Source organism: Mesorhizobium sp. BR1-1-15, assembly GCF_020165475.1.
GTDB lineage: Bacteria > Pseudomonadota > Alphaproteobacteria > Rhizobiales > Rhizobiaceae > Mesorhizobium.
The window spans coordinates 266,553-285,996 of the sequence record NZ_JAIUIF010000002.1 but is presented as its reverse complement, the minus strand read 5'-3'; the positions used below and the strand labels follow the sequence as shown (position 1 = coordinate 285,996).

Below are 19,444 nucleotides of genomic sequence, written 5' to 3'. Positions count from 1 at the left end.
GCCCACGGCCTGAAAAAATCAAACGAAATTGCTTCACCGATCAATGAGCGTTAGGAATAGATCATGAGCGTCCAACGTCGTCTTTTGCCTAACATCAACGCGCTTGCCGCCTTCGAAGCGGTGGCCCGGCTTGGCAGTTTCACCGCTGCAGCCCAGGAGCTGGATTTAACCCAGGGCGCCGTCAGTCGGCAGATCAGGCTGATCGAGGACCAGTTTGGCCGCCGGCTGTTCGAGCGCGACAGCCGCAATGTCCGGCTGTCGGCGGCGGGCGAAACCTACGCCGAAGTGGTCCGTTCGGCACTTGGCCAATTGCGCGACGCAGCGCTTGGATTGATGAGTAATCGGCATAGCGGCATCCTGAACCTCGCAATCCTGCCGACCTTCGGCACGCGCTGGCTGATGCCGATGATCCCAGACTTCGTCGACAACAATCCCGACATCACCATCAACTTCGTCACCCGCGTCGGCCGCTTCGACTTCGCCAGAGAGCGGCTGGACGCCGCCATCCATTATGGCCTGCCGGACTGGCCCGAGGCAGACTCGACGCTGCTGGTGCGGGAGGTGGTGGCCCCGGTGGTGTCGCCCGAATTTCTCGCCGAGCGCTCCATCGCCACGCCGGCCGACATCGGCCGTCTGCCGCTGCTGCACATGGCGACGCGGCCTGGCGCCTGGACAGAATGGTTTGAGCATCAGGGCCTGAGCGCGCCGACCGGACCGGGTATGCAGTTCGAACAGTTCGGCACCGCCGCCCAGGCCTGCATGGCGGGTCTGGGCGTGGCTCTGCTGCCGCAAATCCTCATCTCAGGCGAGTTGCAGCGCGGCCAGCTGGTGCCCGCGCCCGGCCAGCCTATGCACAGCCGCAGCGCCTATTATCTAGTCGTCCCGCACGACAAGCGCGGCCATCCGCCGGTCGCGAGTTTTCGAGATTGGCTGACGAGCCAGGTTGAAAAGGACCCGGCTGTTCTGGCGTGGTAGCTACTTCCGCTTCAACGCATCCGCCAACGCCGCGCCGAACGCACCTTGCTGCGCCGGTCGCTCCGGCTGGCGCTGCGGCGCGGGCGAGCGTGGCGCCGGCCTGCCGCCGCCATTGTCTCGCGGGCCGCGCGATGCGCTGCCCTCGCCACCATCCCTGCGCATGGAAAGCGCGATTCGCTTGCGCTTGATGTCGACGTCGACGACCCGCACCTTGACCACGTCGCCGGCCTTGACCACCTCATGCGCGTCCTTGATGAAACGGTCGGCCAGTTGCGAAACGTGCACCAGCCCGTCCTGGTGGACGCCGATGTCGACGAAGGCGCCGAAGGCGGCGACATTGGTGACGGTGCCTTCCAGCAGCATGCCGGGCTTCAGATCCTTGATGTCATCGATGCCATCGGCGAAGGTTGCCGTCTTGAAGCCGGGGCGCGGATCGCGGCCGGGCTTTTCCAGTTCGGTCAAAATGTCGCGCACCGTCGGCAGGCCGAACCGCTCGTCGACGAAAACGCGCGGATCGAGCGCCTTCAGCGCCGCACTGTCGCCCATCAGCGAACGCACATCGCGCCCGCAGGCGGCGACGATCTTTTTGGCAACGCCGTAGGCTTCCGGATGCACGGCCGAGGCGTCGAGCGGCTCGGAGCCGTTCGGGATGCGCAGGAAGCCGGCGCATTGCTCGAACGCACGCGGCCCGAGGCGGGAGACCTTGAGCAAATCCTTGCGGCTGGCGAACGGGCCGGTGGCATCGCGATGCGCGACGATGGCGTCTGCGAGCGACGCCCCGAGCCCTGAAACCCGCGCCAGAAGCGGCGCCGAAGCCGTGTTGAGATCGACGCCAACCGCGTTGACGGCGTCCTCGACCACCGCCTCCAGCGAGCGGCCAAGCCGGTACTGGTCGACATCGTGCTGATACTGGCCGACGCCGATCGATTTCGGCTCGATCTTGACCAGTTCGGCCAGCGGATCCTGCAAGCGGCGCGCGATCGACACCGCACCGCGCAATGATACGTCGAGACCGGGGAATTCCGCCGCCGCCGTCGCCGAAGCCGAATAGACCGAAGCGCCGGCCTCGCTGACGATCACCTTGAGCGGCTTCGGCCCGCCGTCGGAAGGCATGTCGGACAGCATGTCGGCCACCAGCTTCTCGGTTTCGCGGCTGCCGGTGCCATTGCCGATCGAGATCAGCTCGACCTTGTGCAGGCGAACGAGCTTGGCGAGCTCCGCCTGCGTGCCACGCACATCGTTCCTGGGTGGGAACGGATAGACCGTTGTCGTCGCCACCAGCTTGCCGGTGCCGTCGACCACCGCGACCTTGACGCCGGTGCGGATGCCAGGGTCGAGCCCCATCGTCGGCCGCGATCCGGCGGGGGCGGCGAGCAGCAGATCCTTCAAATTGCGGGCGAAGACGTGGATCGCCTCTTCCTCGGCCCGTTCGCGCAGGTCGCGCATCAGATCGAGCGTCAGGTGCAGGGATAGTTTTATGCGCCAGGTCCAGCCTGCGACCTCCATCAGCCAGCGATCGCCCGGCAGGCTGCCGCCGATGGCGTAGGCATTGGCGATCATCCGCTCTACCGGCTTCACCGGCGAAGAGTCGTCGGCATCGACCTCGATGTCGAGCGACAGCACCTCCTCGTTGCGGCCGCGCAGCATCGCCAGCGCGCGGTGGCTCGGCACGGTGGCCCAGCGCTCGACATGGTCGAAATAATCGGAGAATTTCGCACCCGCCTCCTGCTTGCCGTCGACCACCCTGGCGCGCATGAAGGCGCGTTCCTTCATGTAGCTTCGCAGCTTGCCGACCAGGTCGGCATTCTCGGCGAACTGCTCCGACACTATGTCGCGCGCACCCTCAAGTGCCGCCTTGGCGTCGGCCACGTCCTCGGTCAGATAGGCCAGTGCGAGTTCCGCCGGCACCAGCGAGCGGTCGGCCAGGATGGCTTCCGCCAGCGGCCCCAGCCCACGCTCCCGGGCGATCTCCGCCCTGGTGCGGCGCTTGGGCTTGTAGGGCAGGTAGATGTCTTCGAGCTCGGCCTTGGTGACGGCGGAGGCGAGCTTGGATTCAAGCTCGTCGGTCAGCTTGCCTTGCTCCCGGATCGAGCCAAGGATGGTGTCACGCCGCGCGTCGAGCTCACGCAGATAGGCAAGACGCTCCGACAGCAGGCGCAATTGCGTGTCGTCGAGCCCGCCCGTCACCTCCTTGCGGTAGCGCGCCACGAACGGCACGGTCGCGCCTTCGTCGAGCAGCCCGATGGCAGCGGCGGCCTGTTCGGGCCGCGCTGTGATCTCGGTCGCGATAATGGCTGCGATGCGCTTGATGTCGGATGCCATGCCGTTCCTGCTCTTCTCGAAAAGAGCGGCGACCATAGGCGCAGTTATCCTGCCCGCCAACCTTCGCGGTTTCACCGGCGACAGAGGTCCACAGGAAAGCGCGCCCTAATGTTGCGGCCGCTCAGACCATCCGGCTCAGCGCTTCGAAGAATGCGACGATCTCGAGATCGAGCGGATCGTCGACCGGCTCGGGCTGCGATGACATCTTGGCGATCACCACTTCCGTCCGGGGGTCGACATAGAGCCACTGGCCATGGATCCCGATGCCGCAATAGGCCCCGTTCTCATGTCCTGTCTGGTACCATTTGTTGCGGTAGCGGCCCTTGGGAAACAGCGGCAGCATGGCGCCACGCTGCCAGGCTTCAGAACTGCCGCCGGTTACCGTGGTGTCGCGCACCCAGGCCTCGGGCACGATGCGGCGGCCATTCGCAGTGCCCCCTTGCCGCATCATCTCGCCGACGCGCGCCAGATCGCGCGGCGTCACCGAGATGCCGCCGGCAGTGCGCGCCGTGCCCTCCATGTCGACCGCCACCGAAGCTTCGCCGGCAGCACCCAGCGGCAGCCACAGTTTCTCGCGCATCAGGTCGGCGAAGCGCTGGCCGGACGCCCGTTCGAGCAGCAGGCCAAGCAGGTCGGAATTGGGGGACCGGTAGCGGAAGGTCTGGCCATGCGGCTCGGCGAGCCGCTGCAGTGTCAGGAGGAATTCACGCAGGCTTTCCGTGCCGCCGCCCGGGTTCCACAAGGTGGCGCGACGGTAACGAGCAAAGGCGCTTTCGGGATCGAGGTAGGCCTCCTCGAAATCGAGGCTGACACTCATATCGAGCACATGCCGCACGGTAGCCTCGCCATAGGCCGAATCGCCGGCTTCCGGTATGTAGGCCGTCACCGGGGCTTCCGGATCGAACACGCCCTCGCCTTCCAATATGCCGGCCATGATCGCGGTCACCGACTTGCTGATCGAAAAGATGATGTGGCGGGCGCCGAAATCCATATGCGGCGCAAACCAGTCGCCGACGATCCTGCCGCCTCTCATGACGGTCAGCGCATCCGTGTGCGAGCGGCTGAGAAAAGCCGCGACGGTTTCCGGCGTGCTCGCCACCGCGATCTTTTCGTCGAGCAATCCGCCGAAATCCTCGGCCGGCGCCTCGTTGACCGGCAGGGCGGCGACACGCGCGCTCGGCACCAGCTCGCCGACGTTCTGGAATGACCATCGGTTGAACGGATTTTCCCGCCAGTTGGCGAGCAGCACCTGGTTGCGGCGGAAGCCGTAACGGGTCTCGAACGCGGTCTTGCCGGTCATGGCATTTCCTTCCAGGTCGTGTCTTGTGGGGGTTCAGCTCAGCGCGGCGGCGATGGCATGCACGGCCTTCAGCGTCGCCATGGAATAGGCGACGTTGCTGAAATCCGGCCAGCTCGAAAGCTTGACCACGACCATCCGCGTATTCCAGTCGATGTGGATCATCTGCCCGAACACGCCCCGGCACATCAGCGCCCGCGAATGTGGATTCTCGATCCAGAACTGGTTGCGATAGCTGCCCTCTGGCAGGCTCGGACTAAAGCCCGGCCCGTGGCTGCCGCTGCGCGTCGCCTCGATCCAATCGGCCGGCACGATGCCGCCGCCATTATCGAGGATCAGCTGGCCGAAGCGGGCATAATCGCGCAGCGTCGCGTTGAAGCCGCCATCGGCCAGCGCGTAGCCGGCGCTGTCGACGGTGAAGCAGGCGCTTTCATCGGCGCCGAGCTTTTGCCAGAGTTCTTCCGAGACCAGTTGCGCCAGCCGCTTGCCGGTCACCCGCTCCAGGATGAACGCGAGCACATCGGTTTCGACCGAGCGGTACTCGAATGCCGCCCCATGTGGCCGGACCGTCTCCGTCAAGCCCAGGATCAGCTCGAACATGTGCGCGGGCCAGCGAAAGTCCGGGTCGCTGCCCGGCGGCACCGGCTTCCAGCCGGTGGCGACATCGACCTGGCCTATGTCGGAATAACGGTCGTTATATTCCTCCGAGAAACACACGCCCGTCGTCATGTCGAGCACGTGCTGGACTCTGGCGCCGGCCCACCCGGTTGCCTTCAATTCCGGCAGGTAGTCCGTCACCGGCCTCGCCGGATCGACCAGCCCGCGCCCGGCCAGTATGCCGAACACCGAGCCGGTGACCGACTTGGCCATCGACTGCGACAGATGCAGCGTGCGCTCGTCCATGCCGTTGAAGTAGCGCTCAAAGGCTATCTTGCCGTCCTTGAGCACCAGGAAGCCATCCGTATAGGTCTCGTCCAGCAGGCCCGCGAGCGTCGAGGCCTTGCCATCGCTGCCCTCGACCGGCAGCCCGTCGAGATCGACCTCTGCGCGTTCGAGGCGGTGACGGTGGCCATTGCCGCGCCAGACTTCGACGGTCGGCAGAATTTCCCTGATGTGCTGGAAAGCCCAGCGGTTCCAGGGCGGCCTGTCCCAGTCGAGCCTTGGTGGCACCATGGCGGGCGGCGAGCCCTGCATGATCGGCGGCCGCGGATCGCTGTTGCGATAGGAGTCCATGAAAGCCATTCCCGGAAACGGAAAGACCCGGCGGCATGTGCCACCGGGTCGATCACGCAGCGATCACTTCTGCAGTTCGGTCCAGATCTTGGTGTAGATCTCCTGGGTTTCGGGAGCGCACATCTTCTGGAATTCGCCATGCGGCTTGGCGTCGGCCGGAATGACCACTTCCGGCGCATCCTTCATGTCGGCCGGCATATACTTCTCCGAGCCGGTGATGGCATTGGCGTAGCGGTGGAAGGCCGAGAGGCCGGCCGCGTTTTCCGGATCCATGATGAAGTTCTGGAACAACTTGGCGTTCTCGACATTCTTGGCTTCCTTCAGGACGACGACATTGTCGCTCCACAGGCCAAAGCCTTCTTTCGGATAGTTGTAGTGGATAGCCGGGTTGGCCAGGCGCTGGCGCAGCGCCGAGCCGTTCCAGTCGCTGGTCGCCTTGAAGTCGCCGGCGCCCATCTTCTCGATGGTATTGTATTCCATGGCGATCCAGTTCGGCTTGGCCGCGACCAGAAGGTCGCGCACCTTCTTCAGCACCGCCTTGTCGTCGGTGCATTGCTCGCCGCCGACATATTTGACTGCCGCGAAGATGACGTCGTTCATCTCTGGAACGACATTGACCTTGCCCTTCAACTCGTCGGGCGTGTTGAACACGATGCCCCAGGTGTCGGCAGGACCCTTGTAGGCGTCGGTGTTGACGACCACGCCGATCGTGCCCCAGGCCCATGGCACGGAATATTTGCGGCCAGGATCGAATTCAGGATTGGCCCATTCGGGCGCGATGTTCTTCGCGTTCTCCATCTTGCCCGGATCGGTCTCCTGGACGAGGCCTTCCTTTATCCAGATCGGCACGTAGGTCTGCGAGGGCACCGCTATGTCGAAGCCGGTGCCGCCCTGGCGAACCTTGGCGAGCGCCGTGTCGTTGGAATCGTAGTCGGTGATGGTCACCTTGACGTTGTATTTCTGCTCGAACTTCTTGATTACGTCGGGGCTGGTGTAGTTGCCCCAATTGTAGATGTTGAGCACGCCGTCGGCGCGCGCAAGGCCCGTCGAAGCGAGCAACGCCAACCCCAAGGTGGCCGTTGTTGTCTTCCAGTTCATCGTTCCAGCTCCCATTTCAGGTTCAGTCTCGTTTCCTGCTGACGAAGAAAAACAACGTGACGATCGCAACCGAAAGCAGCAGGAAGGCGGTCGATATCGCGTTGATCTCGGGTGTGATGCCGCGGCGGATCTGGCCGAGCATATAGGTGGGCAGCGTGTCCTGGCCGCCCGACTTGACGAATTCGGTGATGACGACGTCATCCAGCGAGATGACGAAGGCCAGCATCAGTCCGGCAAGGATGCCGGGCCACAAAAGCGGCAGCGTGATGCGGCGGAAGGTCTTCCACGGCGTCGCGTAGAGGTCGGCGGCGGCGCGTTCCAGAGTCAGGTCCATATTCTCCAGCCGCGCCCTGATCGGCAAATAGGCGAAAGGAATGCAGAACGCCGTATGCGCGGCGATCAGGTAACCGAGGCCCGAATAGCCGGTGAAGATCTTGATGCGCGAGAAGAAGATCAGCAGCGCCACGCCGGTGACGATCTCGGGCACCATCAGCGGCTGGTTGATCGCTGCGTATTTGAAGGTGAGGCCGGGATAGGGCGCGGTGCGCGTGGTGGCGAGCGCCGCCATGGTGGCGAAGATGGTCGACAGCACCGCCGCGGTGGCGCCGATCTGGAACGAGCGCAGCGTCGCGTCGATGACCTGCGTGTTCTGATATGCCGACTGGAACCATTTCAGCGAAAAACCGCCCCATTCGGAAGTCGAGGTCGCCGCGTTGAAGGCATAGATCACCAGCACGACGATCGGCAGATAAAGCACGACGAAACAGGTCGCCGCGATCGCGGTGAATCCGGGCTGGTGCTTGATGGAGAAGTTGCTAGCCATGCCGCACCCCCGACTTGCCGGCATTGCGCACATAGGCAAGCAGCGCCACCATGACGATGATCATGACCGTGATCGACAACGCCGAACCGAGTGGCCAGTTGCGGCCCTGTCCGAACTGCAATTCGATCAGGTTGGACAGCATCATGTTCTTGCCGCCGCCAAGCACGCTCGGCGTCACATAGGCGCCGAGGGCCGGAATGAAGACCAGGATGGAGCCGGCGATGACGCCGGGTTTGACCAGCGGGAAAATGATCTTGCGCAGCACCTTGAAGCGTGTCGCGTAGAGATCGTAGCCGGCCTCGACCAGCCGGAAATCGAGTTTTTCCATGCTGGCATAGATCGGCAGCACCATCAGCGGCAGGTAGACATAGGCCATGCCGATCAGGATCGCCGTGTCGGTGTAGAGGATCTGCACCGGCGCCGAGACGATGCCGAGCTTCAGAAGGATGGTATTGACGATGCCTTCGTTGCGGATGATCTGCAGAACAGCGAAAGTGCGGATCAGAAGGTTAGTCCAGAACGGGATGGTGATCAGGAACAGCCAGAGATCCCTGGTCTTTTCACTGCGCGTCGCCATGAAATAGGCGGTCGGGAAGCCGAGCGCCAAAGTCGCCAGCGTCGTCACCACCGCGAGCTTGATCGAGCGCAGGAAGATGGTGACGTGGGCGGCCGCCAGCGACAGCGTGTCGTCGAAAATGTCGCGTTCCATGAACACCGACACCCAGGCTTCCGGCGAAAATTGCCACTTCACGTCGCCATAGGCGCCGGGCGTCAGGAACGAATAGACGAGCACGATTAGCAACGGGCCGGTCGCGGCGAGCAGAATGACCAGCAGCGCCGGCGCTGACAGCAACCAGCGGGCGCGGACGTCGCGCCGCTCCGCTGCCTTGGCGACTTCTTCGGCGGTGGCCATCAGTCCCTCAGCACTTGCGCGGCGTCGTTGCCGATCAGGATGCCGACCTTGTCGCCGCGCTCGAAACCGCAGCCGGCGCTGCGCGTGTTCTGCTGGCGCACGGTGAAGGCTTCGCCGCTGTCGAGCTGGACATGGATATGCGTGTCGGTGCCGAAATAGACGATGTTGTCGACCGTGCCCGCCAGGTCGCCCTTGCTCCTGGTCAGCTTGGCATGCTCCGGCCTCACCACCACGGTGGCGTTGTCCTTCGGCTGGAAGCCTTCGGCAACGGTCGCCTCGATGGTTGTGCCGGATTTGAGCGTCGCGCGCGCCTTGCCGTTGCCGGTGCCTGATATGGCCGCGGTGAGAAAATTGGTCTCGCCGATGAAGTCGGCGACGAAGCGTTCGGCAGGCTTGTCGTAGATATCCCACGGCGAGCCGACTTGCAGGATCTTGCCCGACGACATCACCGCGATGCGGTCCGACATCGTCAGCGCTTCTTCCTGGTCATGGGTGACGAAGATGAAGGTTATGCCGGTCTCGTGCTGCAGCCGCTTCAACTCGATTTGCATCTCCTTGCGCAGCTTGTAGTCGAGGGCGGAGAGCGGTTCGTCGAGCAGCAGCACCTTCGGTTGCGGCGCGAGCGCCCGGGCCAGCGCCACGCGCTGCTGCTGGCCGCCGGAAATCTGGCCGGTGCGCCGGCCCGCCAGCGCCTCCATCTTGACCAGCTTCAGCATCTCGGCAACGCGCGCCTTGATCTGCGCCTTGGGCTTGCCCAGCATCTCCAGGCCGAAGCCGATATTGTCTGCCACCGTCATGTGAGGGAACAGCGCATAGGACTGGAAGACGGTGTTGACCGGCCGCTTGAAGGGCGGCAATGGCGCGATGTCCTGGCCGTAAAGCAGGATTTCGCCGGCGGTTGGAAAGTCGAAGCCGGCGATCAGCCGCAGCAAGGTGGTCTTGCCGCAGCCGGATGGTCCCAGCAGTGTGAAGAATTCGTTTTCGCGGATGGATATCGAGACTGTGTCGAGGGCAGCGACCTGCCCCTCACCCGATCCGAAAATTTTGCTGACGTTAACTACTTCAATCGCATTCCGATCCGGTTTGTCCGGCACGATTACGCCTCACTGTTGACCCCGCTCTTGCTGGCGGAGCTTTTCCCCTATTGGATGTGACCACATGGCCGGTGGGTTGGCAAGTCCGGCATTGAATCACAGTTCAGTCGGTCATTTCAGTCCGCCATTTCAGCAGGCAAGCCGCATGCCATCTCAGGCCTGGTAGGTGACTTTGCCGCCGCAGATCGTTGTTACCGGGCGCACCTTGTGCAGGTCGGCCGGCATAGTCTTTTCGATGTCGGCCGACAAAACCACCAGATCGGCCATATAGCCCGGCTTCAGCGTGCCCTTGCGGTGCTCGGCGAATTCGGCATAGGCGCCCTCGACCGTGTAGGCGGCAAGCGATTCACGCAGCGAGAAGCTCTGGTCCGGATCGCTTGATGCCCATGGTTTGCGCATCACTGCCGCCTGGATGCCCAGGATCGGATCGATCGGCGACACCGGCCAGTCCGACGCGAACACGACATGCGCGCCGGCATTCTTCAGGGTGCGCCAGGCATAGCTCAGCGGCCAGCGCGCCGGCCCGATGCGCGACACAGTCGGCTCCAGCGGAAAATCCATGGCGCCGGGCGGATGCGGCGGCTGCATCGAAGCGATGGCGCCGAGTTCGGCGAAACGCGGCACATCAGATGCGCCGATGACCTCTATATGTTCGACACGATGCCGGCTGTCGCGCCTGCCATTGGCCTTTTGCGCCGCCTCGTAGCCGTCGAGGACGGCGCGCACCGCGCCGTCGCCGATCGAATGCACGGCGATCTGCAGGCCGCGCCTGTCGACGGCGACGGCGAGATCGATGAATTGCTGGGGCGTGAACAGTGGTTCACCCACCCAGTCGGGACGGTCGGCATAGGGCTCGATCATGACGGCCGTCCAGGAATCGAGCACGCCGTCGTAGAACACCTTGACCATGCCTGACGACAGCCACTCGCCATTGTAGCGCTCGGCCATCGCCGAGGCCTTGTCGAGCATGTCGAGCGTCATGAAATTCTTGTAGTGGAAGGGTATCTGCACCCGGCAGGACAGACCCTCCTCGGCCTCGATCTCGGCCAGCAATTCGAGCTGGTAGAGATTGCCGTCCATGTTCTGGATCGAGGTGATGCCGTGGCGCGCGCACCAGGCGAGCCCGCGCCGCATGATGTCGCGGTCGGCGGCGCGTTCTTCCGCCGATGGCATCGGGTCTGGCTCGCCGCCCGTCGCCAGCCCGAGCCGCACCCGGCCCTCGCCGGCAAGATCGAGCACCGGGCCGAAAGCCTCGCCCTCGCGCAGTTCGCCATTGGCCAGACCGTCGTCGCCCATGACGATCTCATTGCCGGGGCCAAGCGTGCGCCCATTCAGGATGCCAGCCAAGTCCAGCGCCTTGGTGTTGGCCCACATCGTATGGTGGTCGGGCGCGGCCATGACGAAGGGCCGGTCCGGCAGGATCGCATCGAGATGATGGCGCGTCACTCGCTCGTCGTCGAGCACGGTGTAGTCGACGCCCTGTCCGACCAGCATCTTGGCATCGGGGTGCGTCGACGCGTAGTCGCGGATCGCCTTTTGCAGCGCCTCGAAACCGTGGACGCCCGACAACTGGAGATGGGCAAGCTCGGCCGCGCCTGAAAACAGATGCATGTGGGCTTCGATGAAACCCGGGATCACCGAACCGCCCCTGGCGTCGATGACCCTGGTGGCCGGCCCCTTGAACTCTTCGATGGAGGCGTGGCTGCCGAGAGCGACGATGGCGCCATCCTTGACGGCAACGGCTTCGGCGGTCGGATTGTCATCGTCCATGGTCAACACACGACCATTGATGACGATCAGATCCGCCTTGTGACCCGCACCCGTGACAGACATCGCGACTCCGCGCTTTTGACTGAGACCGACAACCACTGCCCACGAGCTGCCGCTCCGCGGGAGGGGCGATGGGGAAAGATGATGCCGGCGCGCTGTCTTCGAAATTCCCCTTGTTATCCCCAAGGCAGCGTGGATAAAAGAATGCGACTAATCATTCGCGTTTGTCAACATGCGGAATTTGCAATGTATTGTGGACAACACTCTGCGCCGATGTTGGGACTGGGCGGGGAACGAGGACGTCAAGCCGTGAAGCGCAGTCTCGATCGCAAAACCAGGATAGCGCTCGAACCGCGCAAGCAGCCGCGCCAACAACGGTCGAGCAAGGTGGTGGACCGGATCCTCGACGCGGCGCTGATCCTGACCCGCGAGCAAGGCACAAGGACGCCGACCACGCTCGCCATAGCGCAGCGCGCGGGCCTGTCGGTTGGTTCGGTCTACCAGTACTTCCCCAACAAGGAAGCCATTCTCCTGGACCTCGCCCGGCGCTGGCTGTCATCCTTTCCCGAAGTGATCGCGAGGCGCATCAGGGTCGACCCGCCCACCAACCGGGAGGAGTTTCGGCGGGAGGTACGCAGGCTTTTCACGGACACCTCCAGGCTTTATCTCGACAATGCCAGCCTGATGCCGGTGATCGAGGCGATTTCAGGCAACGCCGACCTGAGGCCGATCCAGAACGAATATGACGACCAGATCATCGCCCTCTATGCGGCATGGCTGCGGCACGTGAACCCGGCTCTCGAAGACAAGGTCGCCAGCCGGCTCGGCCTGCTGATGATGGAGGTCGGGCACGCCTGCCGTCTTGTCGGCCTGAAAAGGGATCGCCGGACATACGACCTCATCGAGGACGATGTCGAAACCATGTGGCTCGCTCTGGTGACCCCCTATCTCAACCTTGACTGATTTCGCATTCGAGAGGAATTTCATGAAGACTGTCTATTCGCCGCTTCACGCCGGCCACGCCGGCCAGATGGAACTGGTCACATCGGCGATCGTGCCGGGTTTCGAAAAACCCTCGCGCGCCGAGTTCATCAAGGCGCGGGTCGAGAGCGAGAAACTCGGAGCGATCATCGCGCCGGCCGAGCATGATCTTGCCGCCGCCAAGCGCATCCACAGGGCCGACTACGTCGACTTCCTGCCGACGGTCTGGCCGCAATGGATCGCCGAGGGCCACACAGGCACAGCCATGCCCTTCACTTGGCCGACACGCGGCCTGCGCGGCGACGTGCCGCCGAAGCGCATCGACGCCCTGCTTGGCTATTATTCCTTCGATGGCGGCGCCACCTTCGTCGAAGGCACATGGGCCGCGATCAAATCGTCCTACGACGTCGCGCTGACGGCAGCCGGCCTGGTCAAGGCCGGCGAAGCCTCCGCCTTCGCGCTCTGCCGTCCGCCCGGCCACCATGCCGGAGCCGGCTTCATGGGCGGCTATTGCTACATCAACAACGCGGCCGTTGCCGCGCAATGGTTCCGCGACCAGGGGGCCGGCCGCATCTCGATCCTCGATGTCGACTATCATCACGGCAACGGCACACAGGAGATCTTCTACGACCGCGCCGACGTGCAGGTCCTCAATTTGCACGGCGACCCGATGGTCGAATATCCGTTCTTCCTCGGCCATGCCGACGAGCGTGGCGCCGGCGCGGGCGAAGGTTTCAACATCAACTATCCCATGCCGTTCGGCACCGGCTGGGACGCCTGGAGCGCCTCGCTGGAAGACGCCTGCGCCAGGCTCGCCGCCTACGCGCCAGACGTCGTCATCGTCTCGCTCGGCGTCGACACGTTCGAGAAGGATCCGATCAGCCAGTTCAAGCTCAAGTCGTCGGACTATCCCATGATCGGCCGCCGCATCGCCAGGCTCGGCCTGCCGACGCTGTTCGTCATGGAAGGCGGCTACGCCGTCGAGGAAATCGGCATCAATGCCGTCGGCGTCCTGACCGGCTTCGAGGACCGGTGAAACCGGCTGCCCACAGCGCGGCAGCTTTCAGGGAAACACGAAAAAGGGCGGCGTCAGCCGCTCTTTGACATCCTCCAGCGACATCCTCTCGGACCTTGGCTTGCGCGACCGAAACAGCCCGGCCGAGATGACCGGCTTGCATGGCTCGGGTATTTCCACGCACCGAAACGCGCGAAAATCGGCGCCTGAGTCGCGGCTTGAGTCCACTCGATTCGATTTTGTCAAATCGCGTTTGATGTCAGATTCATCTACGGGTAGATTAGACCCGAATCAGCCGGTCCTCGGGGGGCGCGGCGACCACCCAAAGTCTCACGTGCCGGAATATTCCGGCGCCAGACGCGGACGGCTTCGCGTTCCCTGAATGGATTCCGTCTGATCGGGCGCGACCCCGCGCTTGTGTGTGTCTCGTAAATGTAACGCGTTTTCCGGTTCGGCGGCTGGCTCTCCAGCATCCGGACATCAGCATCGATTCCGGCCAAAAACAGCAAATGAGCAGTCCCGCCGCGCTTCTTCAATCCGACACATTGGGCTCGCGCCTGACGTCGCGCGGCGATCTCACCAGCTTTTTCATGGAGTTGACCGCCGAGATCGGTGCCGACAGCTATATGCTGGTCGCCATCGTCCACGATCAGGACCGCAACGACGCGCGCATCGTCTCGTCCAATTGGATTTTCGACGCCATCGAACTGATCGGCAAGCGGCTGATCGCTGGCCTTGCCCAGGGCGCGCTCACCGTTGCGCCGGGCATGCGTCCAAGGCCGCTGGTGTCGGCGCAGGCACCACAGGCCGAGGGGCTGGTCTCCGGCGAAGAGGCACGTCTGCTCGACGTGCTCGGCCACGCCGAGATCTATTCGCTCAGGCTGAATGTCGGCCGCCAACGCCTGTTCGCGCTGTTCTCGGCGGCAGCCGCCGGCCGGATCGACCAGCCAGCGCTGATGAAGGCGCAGCTGAAGTGCTGCTACGCGCTCTCGCATATTCCGCAACTGATCGCCGCCGCCGCCATGCAGGATCCGCTGTCGGACCGCGAGCGCGAATGCCTGTTCTGGGTCTCGGAAGGCAAGACCACGGACGAGGTTGCCGTCATCCTTGGCGTGTCCTCCAACACCGTCAACAGCTACATCACCCACGCCATCCAGAAATTCGCGGCCAGCAACCGCGCGATGGCCATCGCCACGGCGATCAGGAGCGGCATCATTTGAAACAGGCCGACGTCAAGCAGGCCGCCGAGGCCCTTTTCAACGACCAGCGCAATCCGTTCGGTGCCTTCTCGCTCGGCTCCGAAACGCATCACGCCGTGACCATTCCCGATGCTGTGCGGCGCTGCCGTTGGATCGCCGTCGACATCAATGCCTCGGCCTTCGGCCTGTTCTTCGTCAGCCCGTCGCTCGAGCGGGCGCGGCTGGTGCCGTGCTTCGATTCCGACTATCCCGGCATATCGGTGGCGACCAAGTTCATCTCGGGCGCCAATGGCGAGGAGATCGTGCGCCATAGCAGGATCTCGACCGAACCGCGCTGGTGGACGGATGACGGTGTGGCGGCCATGAGCGAGATGTTCGGCGGCCTTGCCTGGACCGAGCAGATGGCGCCGCTGGCGCCCGGCAGCAGCGGCATCGCCTTTCCCGTCCACGCCGATCGCGGCCAGTGCGGCCTCGTCGTCTTCCTCGGCTCGGAGATCGCCCTGCCGCAGGACGCGCTCTATGAAATCCACGCCCGTTGCTTTTCGCTGTTCGCCGCTGTCGCCCGCATGCGTCCGGGCGATGTCGGCAAGACGCGCGCGATCTCCAAGCGCGAGCTCGAATGCCTGAAGCTGACCGCCAACGGCAATACCAGCGAGGAGATAGCGCGGCTGCTGAAACTGTCGGTGCATACCGCCAACCAGTATCTCACCCAGTCGACCCAGAAGCTCAACGCCGTCAACCGCAACCAGGCGGTCGCCAAGGCGCTGCGGCTCGGCCTGATCGAATAGTTAGAACGCCAGCGGCTCGACCTTGCGGATACGCGCCTGTTCGACCACCGCCTCGAGCAGGGCGGTGTTGTGCTCGGGGTCCTCGCCGGGCTTTTCGAACGACACGTAGTTGACCGCGACCGAGGCGCCTTTTTCGCTCAGCGTCAGCTGGAAATAGACCGTGACGCCGGGCGGCCGAAGCTCGAGATCGAGCACGATGCGCGGGCTGCCGCTCCAGTCGACATGCGCCTCGCCGCCATGGCCGAGCCTCAGCGTGCCCGGCTTGAAGAACAGTTCCGCCGCGGAATCGACCAGGTCCGACAGGCAGGCGAAATGCTCCAGCCGGATGAAGGCGATATAATCGGCGACATCGATCAGCCTGAGCTCCGCCACGACTTGCTCGATGGCGCTGGCGACGATGATCTCGCGGGAATTGGCGTGCGGTTGGCGGTTCATGAAATCTGTCTGCGCTCAGCCTTTTTCGAGTAGACGATCCGCACCAGTTCGGCGACGGCCTGGTAGAATTGCGACGGGATCACACTATCGACCGAAACTTGCTTGTACATGGAGCGGGCGAGCGCCACGTCCTCGAAGATCGGGATGTTGTGCTCGCGCGCGATTTCGCGGATCTTGAGCGCCACCAGATCCTGCCCCTTGGCCAGCACCAGCGGTGCCGAATCCTCGTCGCGCACATATTTAAGCGCGATCGAGAAGTGCGTCGGGTTGGCGATGATCAACGTCGCGCGCGGCACCGCCGTCATCATCCGCTTGCGAGCGCGGTCGCGCGCCAGCGAGCGCAGCCGCGACTTAACGATCGGGTCACCCTCGGACTGCTTGAACTCGTCCTTGACCTCCTGCTTGCTCATGCGCAGGTCCTGCTTCCAGTGGAAGCGCGACCAGACGATGTCGATCGCCGCGATCAGGCCCATGACGAAGACGATCGCCACCAGTATGTCGACCGCGATGCCGCGGATGACGAGGCCGAAGGCGACGGGATTGGTGATCATGCCGGCGAGCAGCTTGCGGTGATCCTCGGACAGCGTGAAGGCGAGCACGACGATGGCGAAGCCCACCTTGCCGAGCGCCTTCAGGAACTCGACCCAGCCCTGCACCCCGAACAGCCTGTTCCAGCCCTTGACGATCGAGATGCGCGACAGCTGCGGCCTGATGCGTTCGCCGACGAATTGCGGCATGTTCTGGAACACCGAGGCACCGACGCCGGCGATGGTCAGGAGCACCAGCAGGCTGAGGATGGCACGGCCCACCTCCAGCATGACGATCTTGTAGAGCGCGATGACGTCGGTCTCGGTGTCCATCGGCCAGGCTTCCGGCTTCTCCAGGAACATCGACAGGAACATGCCGAGATCGACAATGGCATCCTTGGCGTAGAAGACGGTGAACACCAGTATGGCGACGAAGGAGGCCAGCAGCGCGGTCTCCCTCGAATGGGGCAGCTTGCCCTGTTCGATGGTGTCGCGGATCTTCTTTTCCGTCGCTTCTTCGGTTTTGGAATCCTTGTCGACCGCCTCTGCCATGATCCGGCCTTAGGCGGCGGCGTTCTGGGTCGCGGGAAGCTCGAACGCGCCTTCGCGCGCCAGCCGGATTGTCGTCGTCACGATCGTCTTGCGCGCCGCCATGATGTCGGCGAGGGGAACCCCTTCGGATCCTTGTCCGAGTTCGGCTTCGATCATGCGCCGCGAGCGTGCGCCGATCGCCGACAGCGCCGCTTCGGCAAGGATCGCCGAAGTGCCGCGCAGCGCCAGCGTGACCAGTTCGGTCGACAGCCCGTCGAATAGAAGCACGCGCGCTTTCTGGGTAAGCAGCGGCAAATCGTCGAAGGAGAACAGCCGAGCCCGGACGCCGTCGAGATCGGGCGTGCCGGCGGCCTCCAGGTCCTGCATGACCTCCTCGAGCAGCGGCTTGTCCAATTCGTTGAGAACGCTGGCGACGCGCGCCTGTCCGGCCGATGTATCCTTGGTCGCGGTTTCCGCCAGCACGCTGGTGCGCAGCCGATTTTCGACGATCCTGCTGGCGGCGTCGGGAACATTGGCCATCGTCACCATGCGCTTGATGATCTCGCCGCGCGTCGGCTTGCTCAACGTCAACAGCACGCTCGCCGCCGCCTGCGGCGCCAGCTTCGACAGCACCATGGCCGCAGTCTGCGGATGTTCACCGGCCAGGAAAGTACCAAGCCGCACCGGCTCGAGCTTCTCGAGCTCGGGCCAGATCGGCGGCGGACCTTCCGGCGCAACCTCGAATTTCTTGTCACCCATGATCGCGCTCATCTCTTCGGGTGACAGCGATTCATTGAGGATGGTGTCCATCCTGTCGGCGGAATCGAGCAGTCCCGCCCCTTCGGTGAACTCCGCCTCGAACTCGGCGACGATGCGCTCGAGATCGCCTTGCGGAATGGTCCTGAGCAGCCGGGCGCCCTCGATGAGCGCCTTCAATTCTTCCTGCTTGAAGAATTTCAAGAGGCGGCTGGCCGACGGCTTGCCCATCGCCACCAGTATGGCGGCCGCCTTCTGCGGACGCGTCAGGGAAAGGGACGTTGTCATGCCTTTCGCTCCCGCTGCCGCCGGCAAGACCCGCGACGCATCTTCACGCGCCCTTCGTGCCGGCGATGATTTCGGTCAGCCTGATGCCGAAGCGCGACGGGTCGCTTTCGAGCACGGTGATCTCGCCGCGCGCTATTCTGCGGCCGTTGACCACCACGTCGACCGGTTCGCCGATGCGGCGGTTGAGCGCCACCGTGGAGCCCTTCTGCAGCGCCATCAGGTCGGACACCGGCATCTCGGTGCTGCCGAGGATGATCTGGACGTCGACTGGGATGTTCATGATGACGCTCGAATTGGCAGCGGACGCGGCCTTGAACGCAATATCGGGGCGCTGTTCCTCTTCATGCAGAACCCCGCGCAATTCCTCGATGGCGCGGTCGAGCTGCTCGTCCGGCTGGTCGATTTCGGCTTCTGCCTTGGTCTTGGCCATGCATCGTCTCCAAAAGCTCAGGCGTGCCCGGCACCAGCCGGCATGAGCCCGTCGATAAAATCCTGTCCGGCATCATAGGGATGCTTGATCCGGACGGTGTAATTCTGTCCCAGCTTGCCGAACTCGCATACGAACAGCGTCTTGCCGCGCGCGCCGAGACGCGCTTGCGATTGCGCCGTCGCCTCGAATTCGATGATCTGGCCAATTTCGAAATCGGCAAGATCGCCGAGCGTCAGTCGGGCCAGCGGCATGGTCGCCTCGAGCGCCACCGTGGAGCGCATCACTTCTTCCGAAAAGCGCGCGCGCCAGCTGGCGCCCTGATCGTTCTCGCCGCCGGCAGCAGCGCTGTCTCGGCTGGCCAGCACGACACGCTGCGGCATCGTCACCGTGACGGTGCCGCTGTCGGCCGGCGTCGAGATGCCGAAGACGATGCGGATTGCAGCGCCGTCGCGGAACACGTGTCGTTTGGCTTCGGTGCCCGACATCGCCCGCGGCACTGGCAGGCGCAGGTCGAGCGACCGTCGTCCCGATCCGTTCAGTGCCTGCGCGACCTGCTGGAACATCATGGTCGAAACATCGACCTCGATCTGCGACAGATCACGCTCTATCGGCGATGCCGGCATCTCCGGGTCGCCGCCGAACAGCGTGCAAAGCGTGACCGCGATCGCCGGCGCATCGATCACCAGGGTCATGGCATCGGAGGACGTGGCTGACGCAACGATGGTCATGGCAAACGTATCGCCGGCACGGGAGCGGGCCTCCGCGACGCGGCTGACCTCGACCCCCCTGAGATCGACGGTGACCGGAACTCCAAGCTCACTGGTCAGGCTCTTCTGCAGCAGCGGCGCAGCGCGCTCTGCCATGCCCCGGCCGGCGCCGATGACCTGGGCGGCCTCGCCGCTGTCGCCGACCAGGCGCTCGATGATCAGGGAGCGCGCTTGTGAGGGACTGCCGGGACTGGTCATGACA

The 19,444-nt window shown here is 63.9% G+C and carries 18 protein-coding genes; 5 read left to right on the top strand and 13 right to left on the bottom strand.

Going from position 1 to position 19,444, the window contains the following annotated elements:
- Window positions 1-63 precede the first annotated feature (63 nt).
- The gene (locus LB541_RS05040) at window positions 64-975 is read left to right on the top strand and encodes a LysR family transcriptional regulator (protein ID WP_140496190.1); all 912 of its coding nucleotides are present in this window, start codon (window positions 64-66) and stop codon (window positions 973-975) included.
- Here LB541_RS05040 and LB541_RS05035 read toward each other — a convergent pair whose 3' ends face one another.
- From LB541_RS05035 to LB541_RS05000, 8 genes are all read right to left on the bottom strand, one after another.
- On the bottom strand, window positions 976-3,297 hold the full coding sequence (locus tag LB541_RS05035; RefSeq protein WP_140650987.1) for a Tex family protein: 2,322 nt from the start codon (window positions 3,295-3,297) through the stop codon (window positions 976-978).
- A 121-nt stretch (window positions 3,298-3,418) separates the two neighbouring features.
- A complete protein-coding gene (locus tag LB541_RS05030) occupies window positions 3,419-4,597 on the bottom strand; it encodes a serine hydrolase domain-containing protein (protein WP_140566272.1) in 1,179 nt (392 codons plus the stop codon).
- Window positions 4,598-4,630: 33 nt separating this feature from the next.
- Window positions 4,631-5,827: a serine hydrolase domain-containing protein gene (locus tag LB541_RS05025; protein WP_140650980.1), complete on the bottom strand. Its 1,197-nt coding sequence runs from the start codon at window positions 5,825-5,827 to the stop codon at window positions 4,631-4,633.
- A gap of 63 nt (window positions 5,828-5,890) precedes the next feature.
- Complete coding sequence (locus LB541_RS05020) at window positions 5,891-6,925, bottom strand: extracellular solute-binding protein (RefSeq protein WP_140671467.1); 1,035 nt, start codon at window positions 6,923-6,925, stop codon at window positions 5,891-5,893.
- 22 nt (window positions 6,926-6,947) lie between these two features.
- A complete protein-coding gene (locus LB541_RS05015; protein ID WP_140513623.1) occupies window positions 6,948-7,748 on the bottom strand; it encodes an ABC transporter permease in 801 nt (266 codons plus the stop codon).
- Entirely contained in the window at window positions 7,741-8,661 is a 921-nt protein-coding gene (locus LB541_RS05010) for an ABC transporter permease (protein ID WP_140522306.1), read from the bottom strand. Before LB541_RS05010 ends, LB541_RS05015 begins: the two co-directional genes overlap by 8 nt.
- A complete protein-coding gene (locus LB541_RS05005) occupies window positions 8,661-9,755 on the bottom strand; it encodes an ABC transporter ATP-binding protein (RefSeq protein ID WP_224618007.1) in 1,095 nt (364 codons plus the stop codon). Before LB541_RS05005 ends, LB541_RS05010 begins: the two co-directional genes overlap by 1 nt.
- A gap of 153 nt (window positions 9,756-9,908) precedes the next feature.
- Complete coding sequence (locus LB541_RS05000) at window positions 9,909-11,588, bottom strand: amidohydrolase (RefSeq protein WP_140671465.1); 1,680 nt, start codon at window positions 11,586-11,588, stop codon at window positions 9,909-9,911.
- A 246-nt stretch (window positions 11,589-11,834) separates the two neighbouring features.
- Between LB541_RS05000 and LB541_RS04995 the strand changes: the two genes are divergently transcribed.
- From LB541_RS04995 to LB541_RS04980, 4 genes are all read left to right on the top strand, one after another.
- Window positions 11,835-12,488, top strand: coding sequence for a TetR/AcrR family transcriptional regulator (locus LB541_RS04995; RefSeq protein ID WP_140560339.1), 654 nt, complete (start codon window positions 11,835-11,837; stop codon window positions 12,486-12,488).
- Between the two features lie 22 nt (window positions 12,489-12,510).
- Window positions 12,511-13,542 carry a histone deacetylase family protein gene (locus LB541_RS04990; protein ID WP_224618005.1) on the top strand — a complete coding sequence of 344 codons (1,032 nt, stop codon included), beginning with the start codon at window positions 12,511-12,513 and terminating at the stop codon, window positions 13,540-13,542.
- Window positions 13,543-14,030: 488 nt separating this feature from the next.
- Window positions 14,031-14,741, top strand: a complete 711-nt coding sequence (locus LB541_RS04985; RefSeq protein WP_140496200.1) for a helix-turn-helix transcriptional regulator — start codon at window positions 14,031-14,033, stop codon at window positions 14,739-14,741.
- Entirely contained in the window at window positions 14,738-15,508 is a 771-nt protein-coding gene (locus tag LB541_RS04980) for a helix-turn-helix transcriptional regulator (RefSeq protein ID WP_140513628.1), read from the top strand. The genes LB541_RS04985 and LB541_RS04980 overlap by 4 nt, the downstream gene beginning before the upstream one ends.
- On the opposite strand, the gene LB541_RS04975 is transcribed toward LB541_RS04980, so the two are convergent.
- The 5 genes from LB541_RS04975 to LB541_RS04955 are packed head-to-tail and all read right to left on the bottom strand — an operon-like array spanning window position 15,509 to window position 19,440.
- Window positions 15,509-15,943, bottom strand: coding sequence for a hypothetical protein (locus LB541_RS04975; protein WP_140496202.1), 435 nt, complete (start codon window positions 15,941-15,943; stop codon window positions 15,509-15,511). It abuts the gene before it with no gap.
- A complete protein-coding gene (gene flhB / locus LB541_RS04970) occupies window positions 15,940-17,022 on the bottom strand; it encodes a flagellar biosynthesis protein FlhB (protein WP_140496203.1) in 1,083 nt (360 codons plus the stop codon). The genes LB541_RS04975 and flhB overlap by 4 nt, the downstream gene beginning before the upstream one ends.
- Window positions 17,023-17,031: 9 nt before the next feature.
- Window positions 17,032-18,045, bottom strand: a complete 1,014-nt coding sequence (locus tag LB541_RS04965; RefSeq protein WP_140513630.1) for a flagellar motor switch protein FliG — start codon at window positions 18,043-18,045, stop codon at window positions 17,032-17,034.
- Between the two features lie 43 nt (window positions 18,046-18,088).
- Window positions 18,089-18,475: a flagellar motor switch protein FliN gene (gene fliN, locus LB541_RS04960; RefSeq protein WP_140496205.1), complete on the bottom strand. Its 387-nt coding sequence runs from the start codon at window positions 18,473-18,475 to the stop codon at window positions 18,089-18,091.
- Window positions 18,476-18,492: 17 nt separating this feature from the next.
- A complete protein-coding gene (locus tag LB541_RS04955) occupies window positions 18,493-19,440 on the bottom strand; it encodes a FliM/FliN family flagellar motor switch protein (RefSeq protein WP_140566253.1) in 948 nt (315 codons plus the stop codon).
- Between the last annotated feature and the right edge of the window lie 4 nt (window positions 19,441-19,444).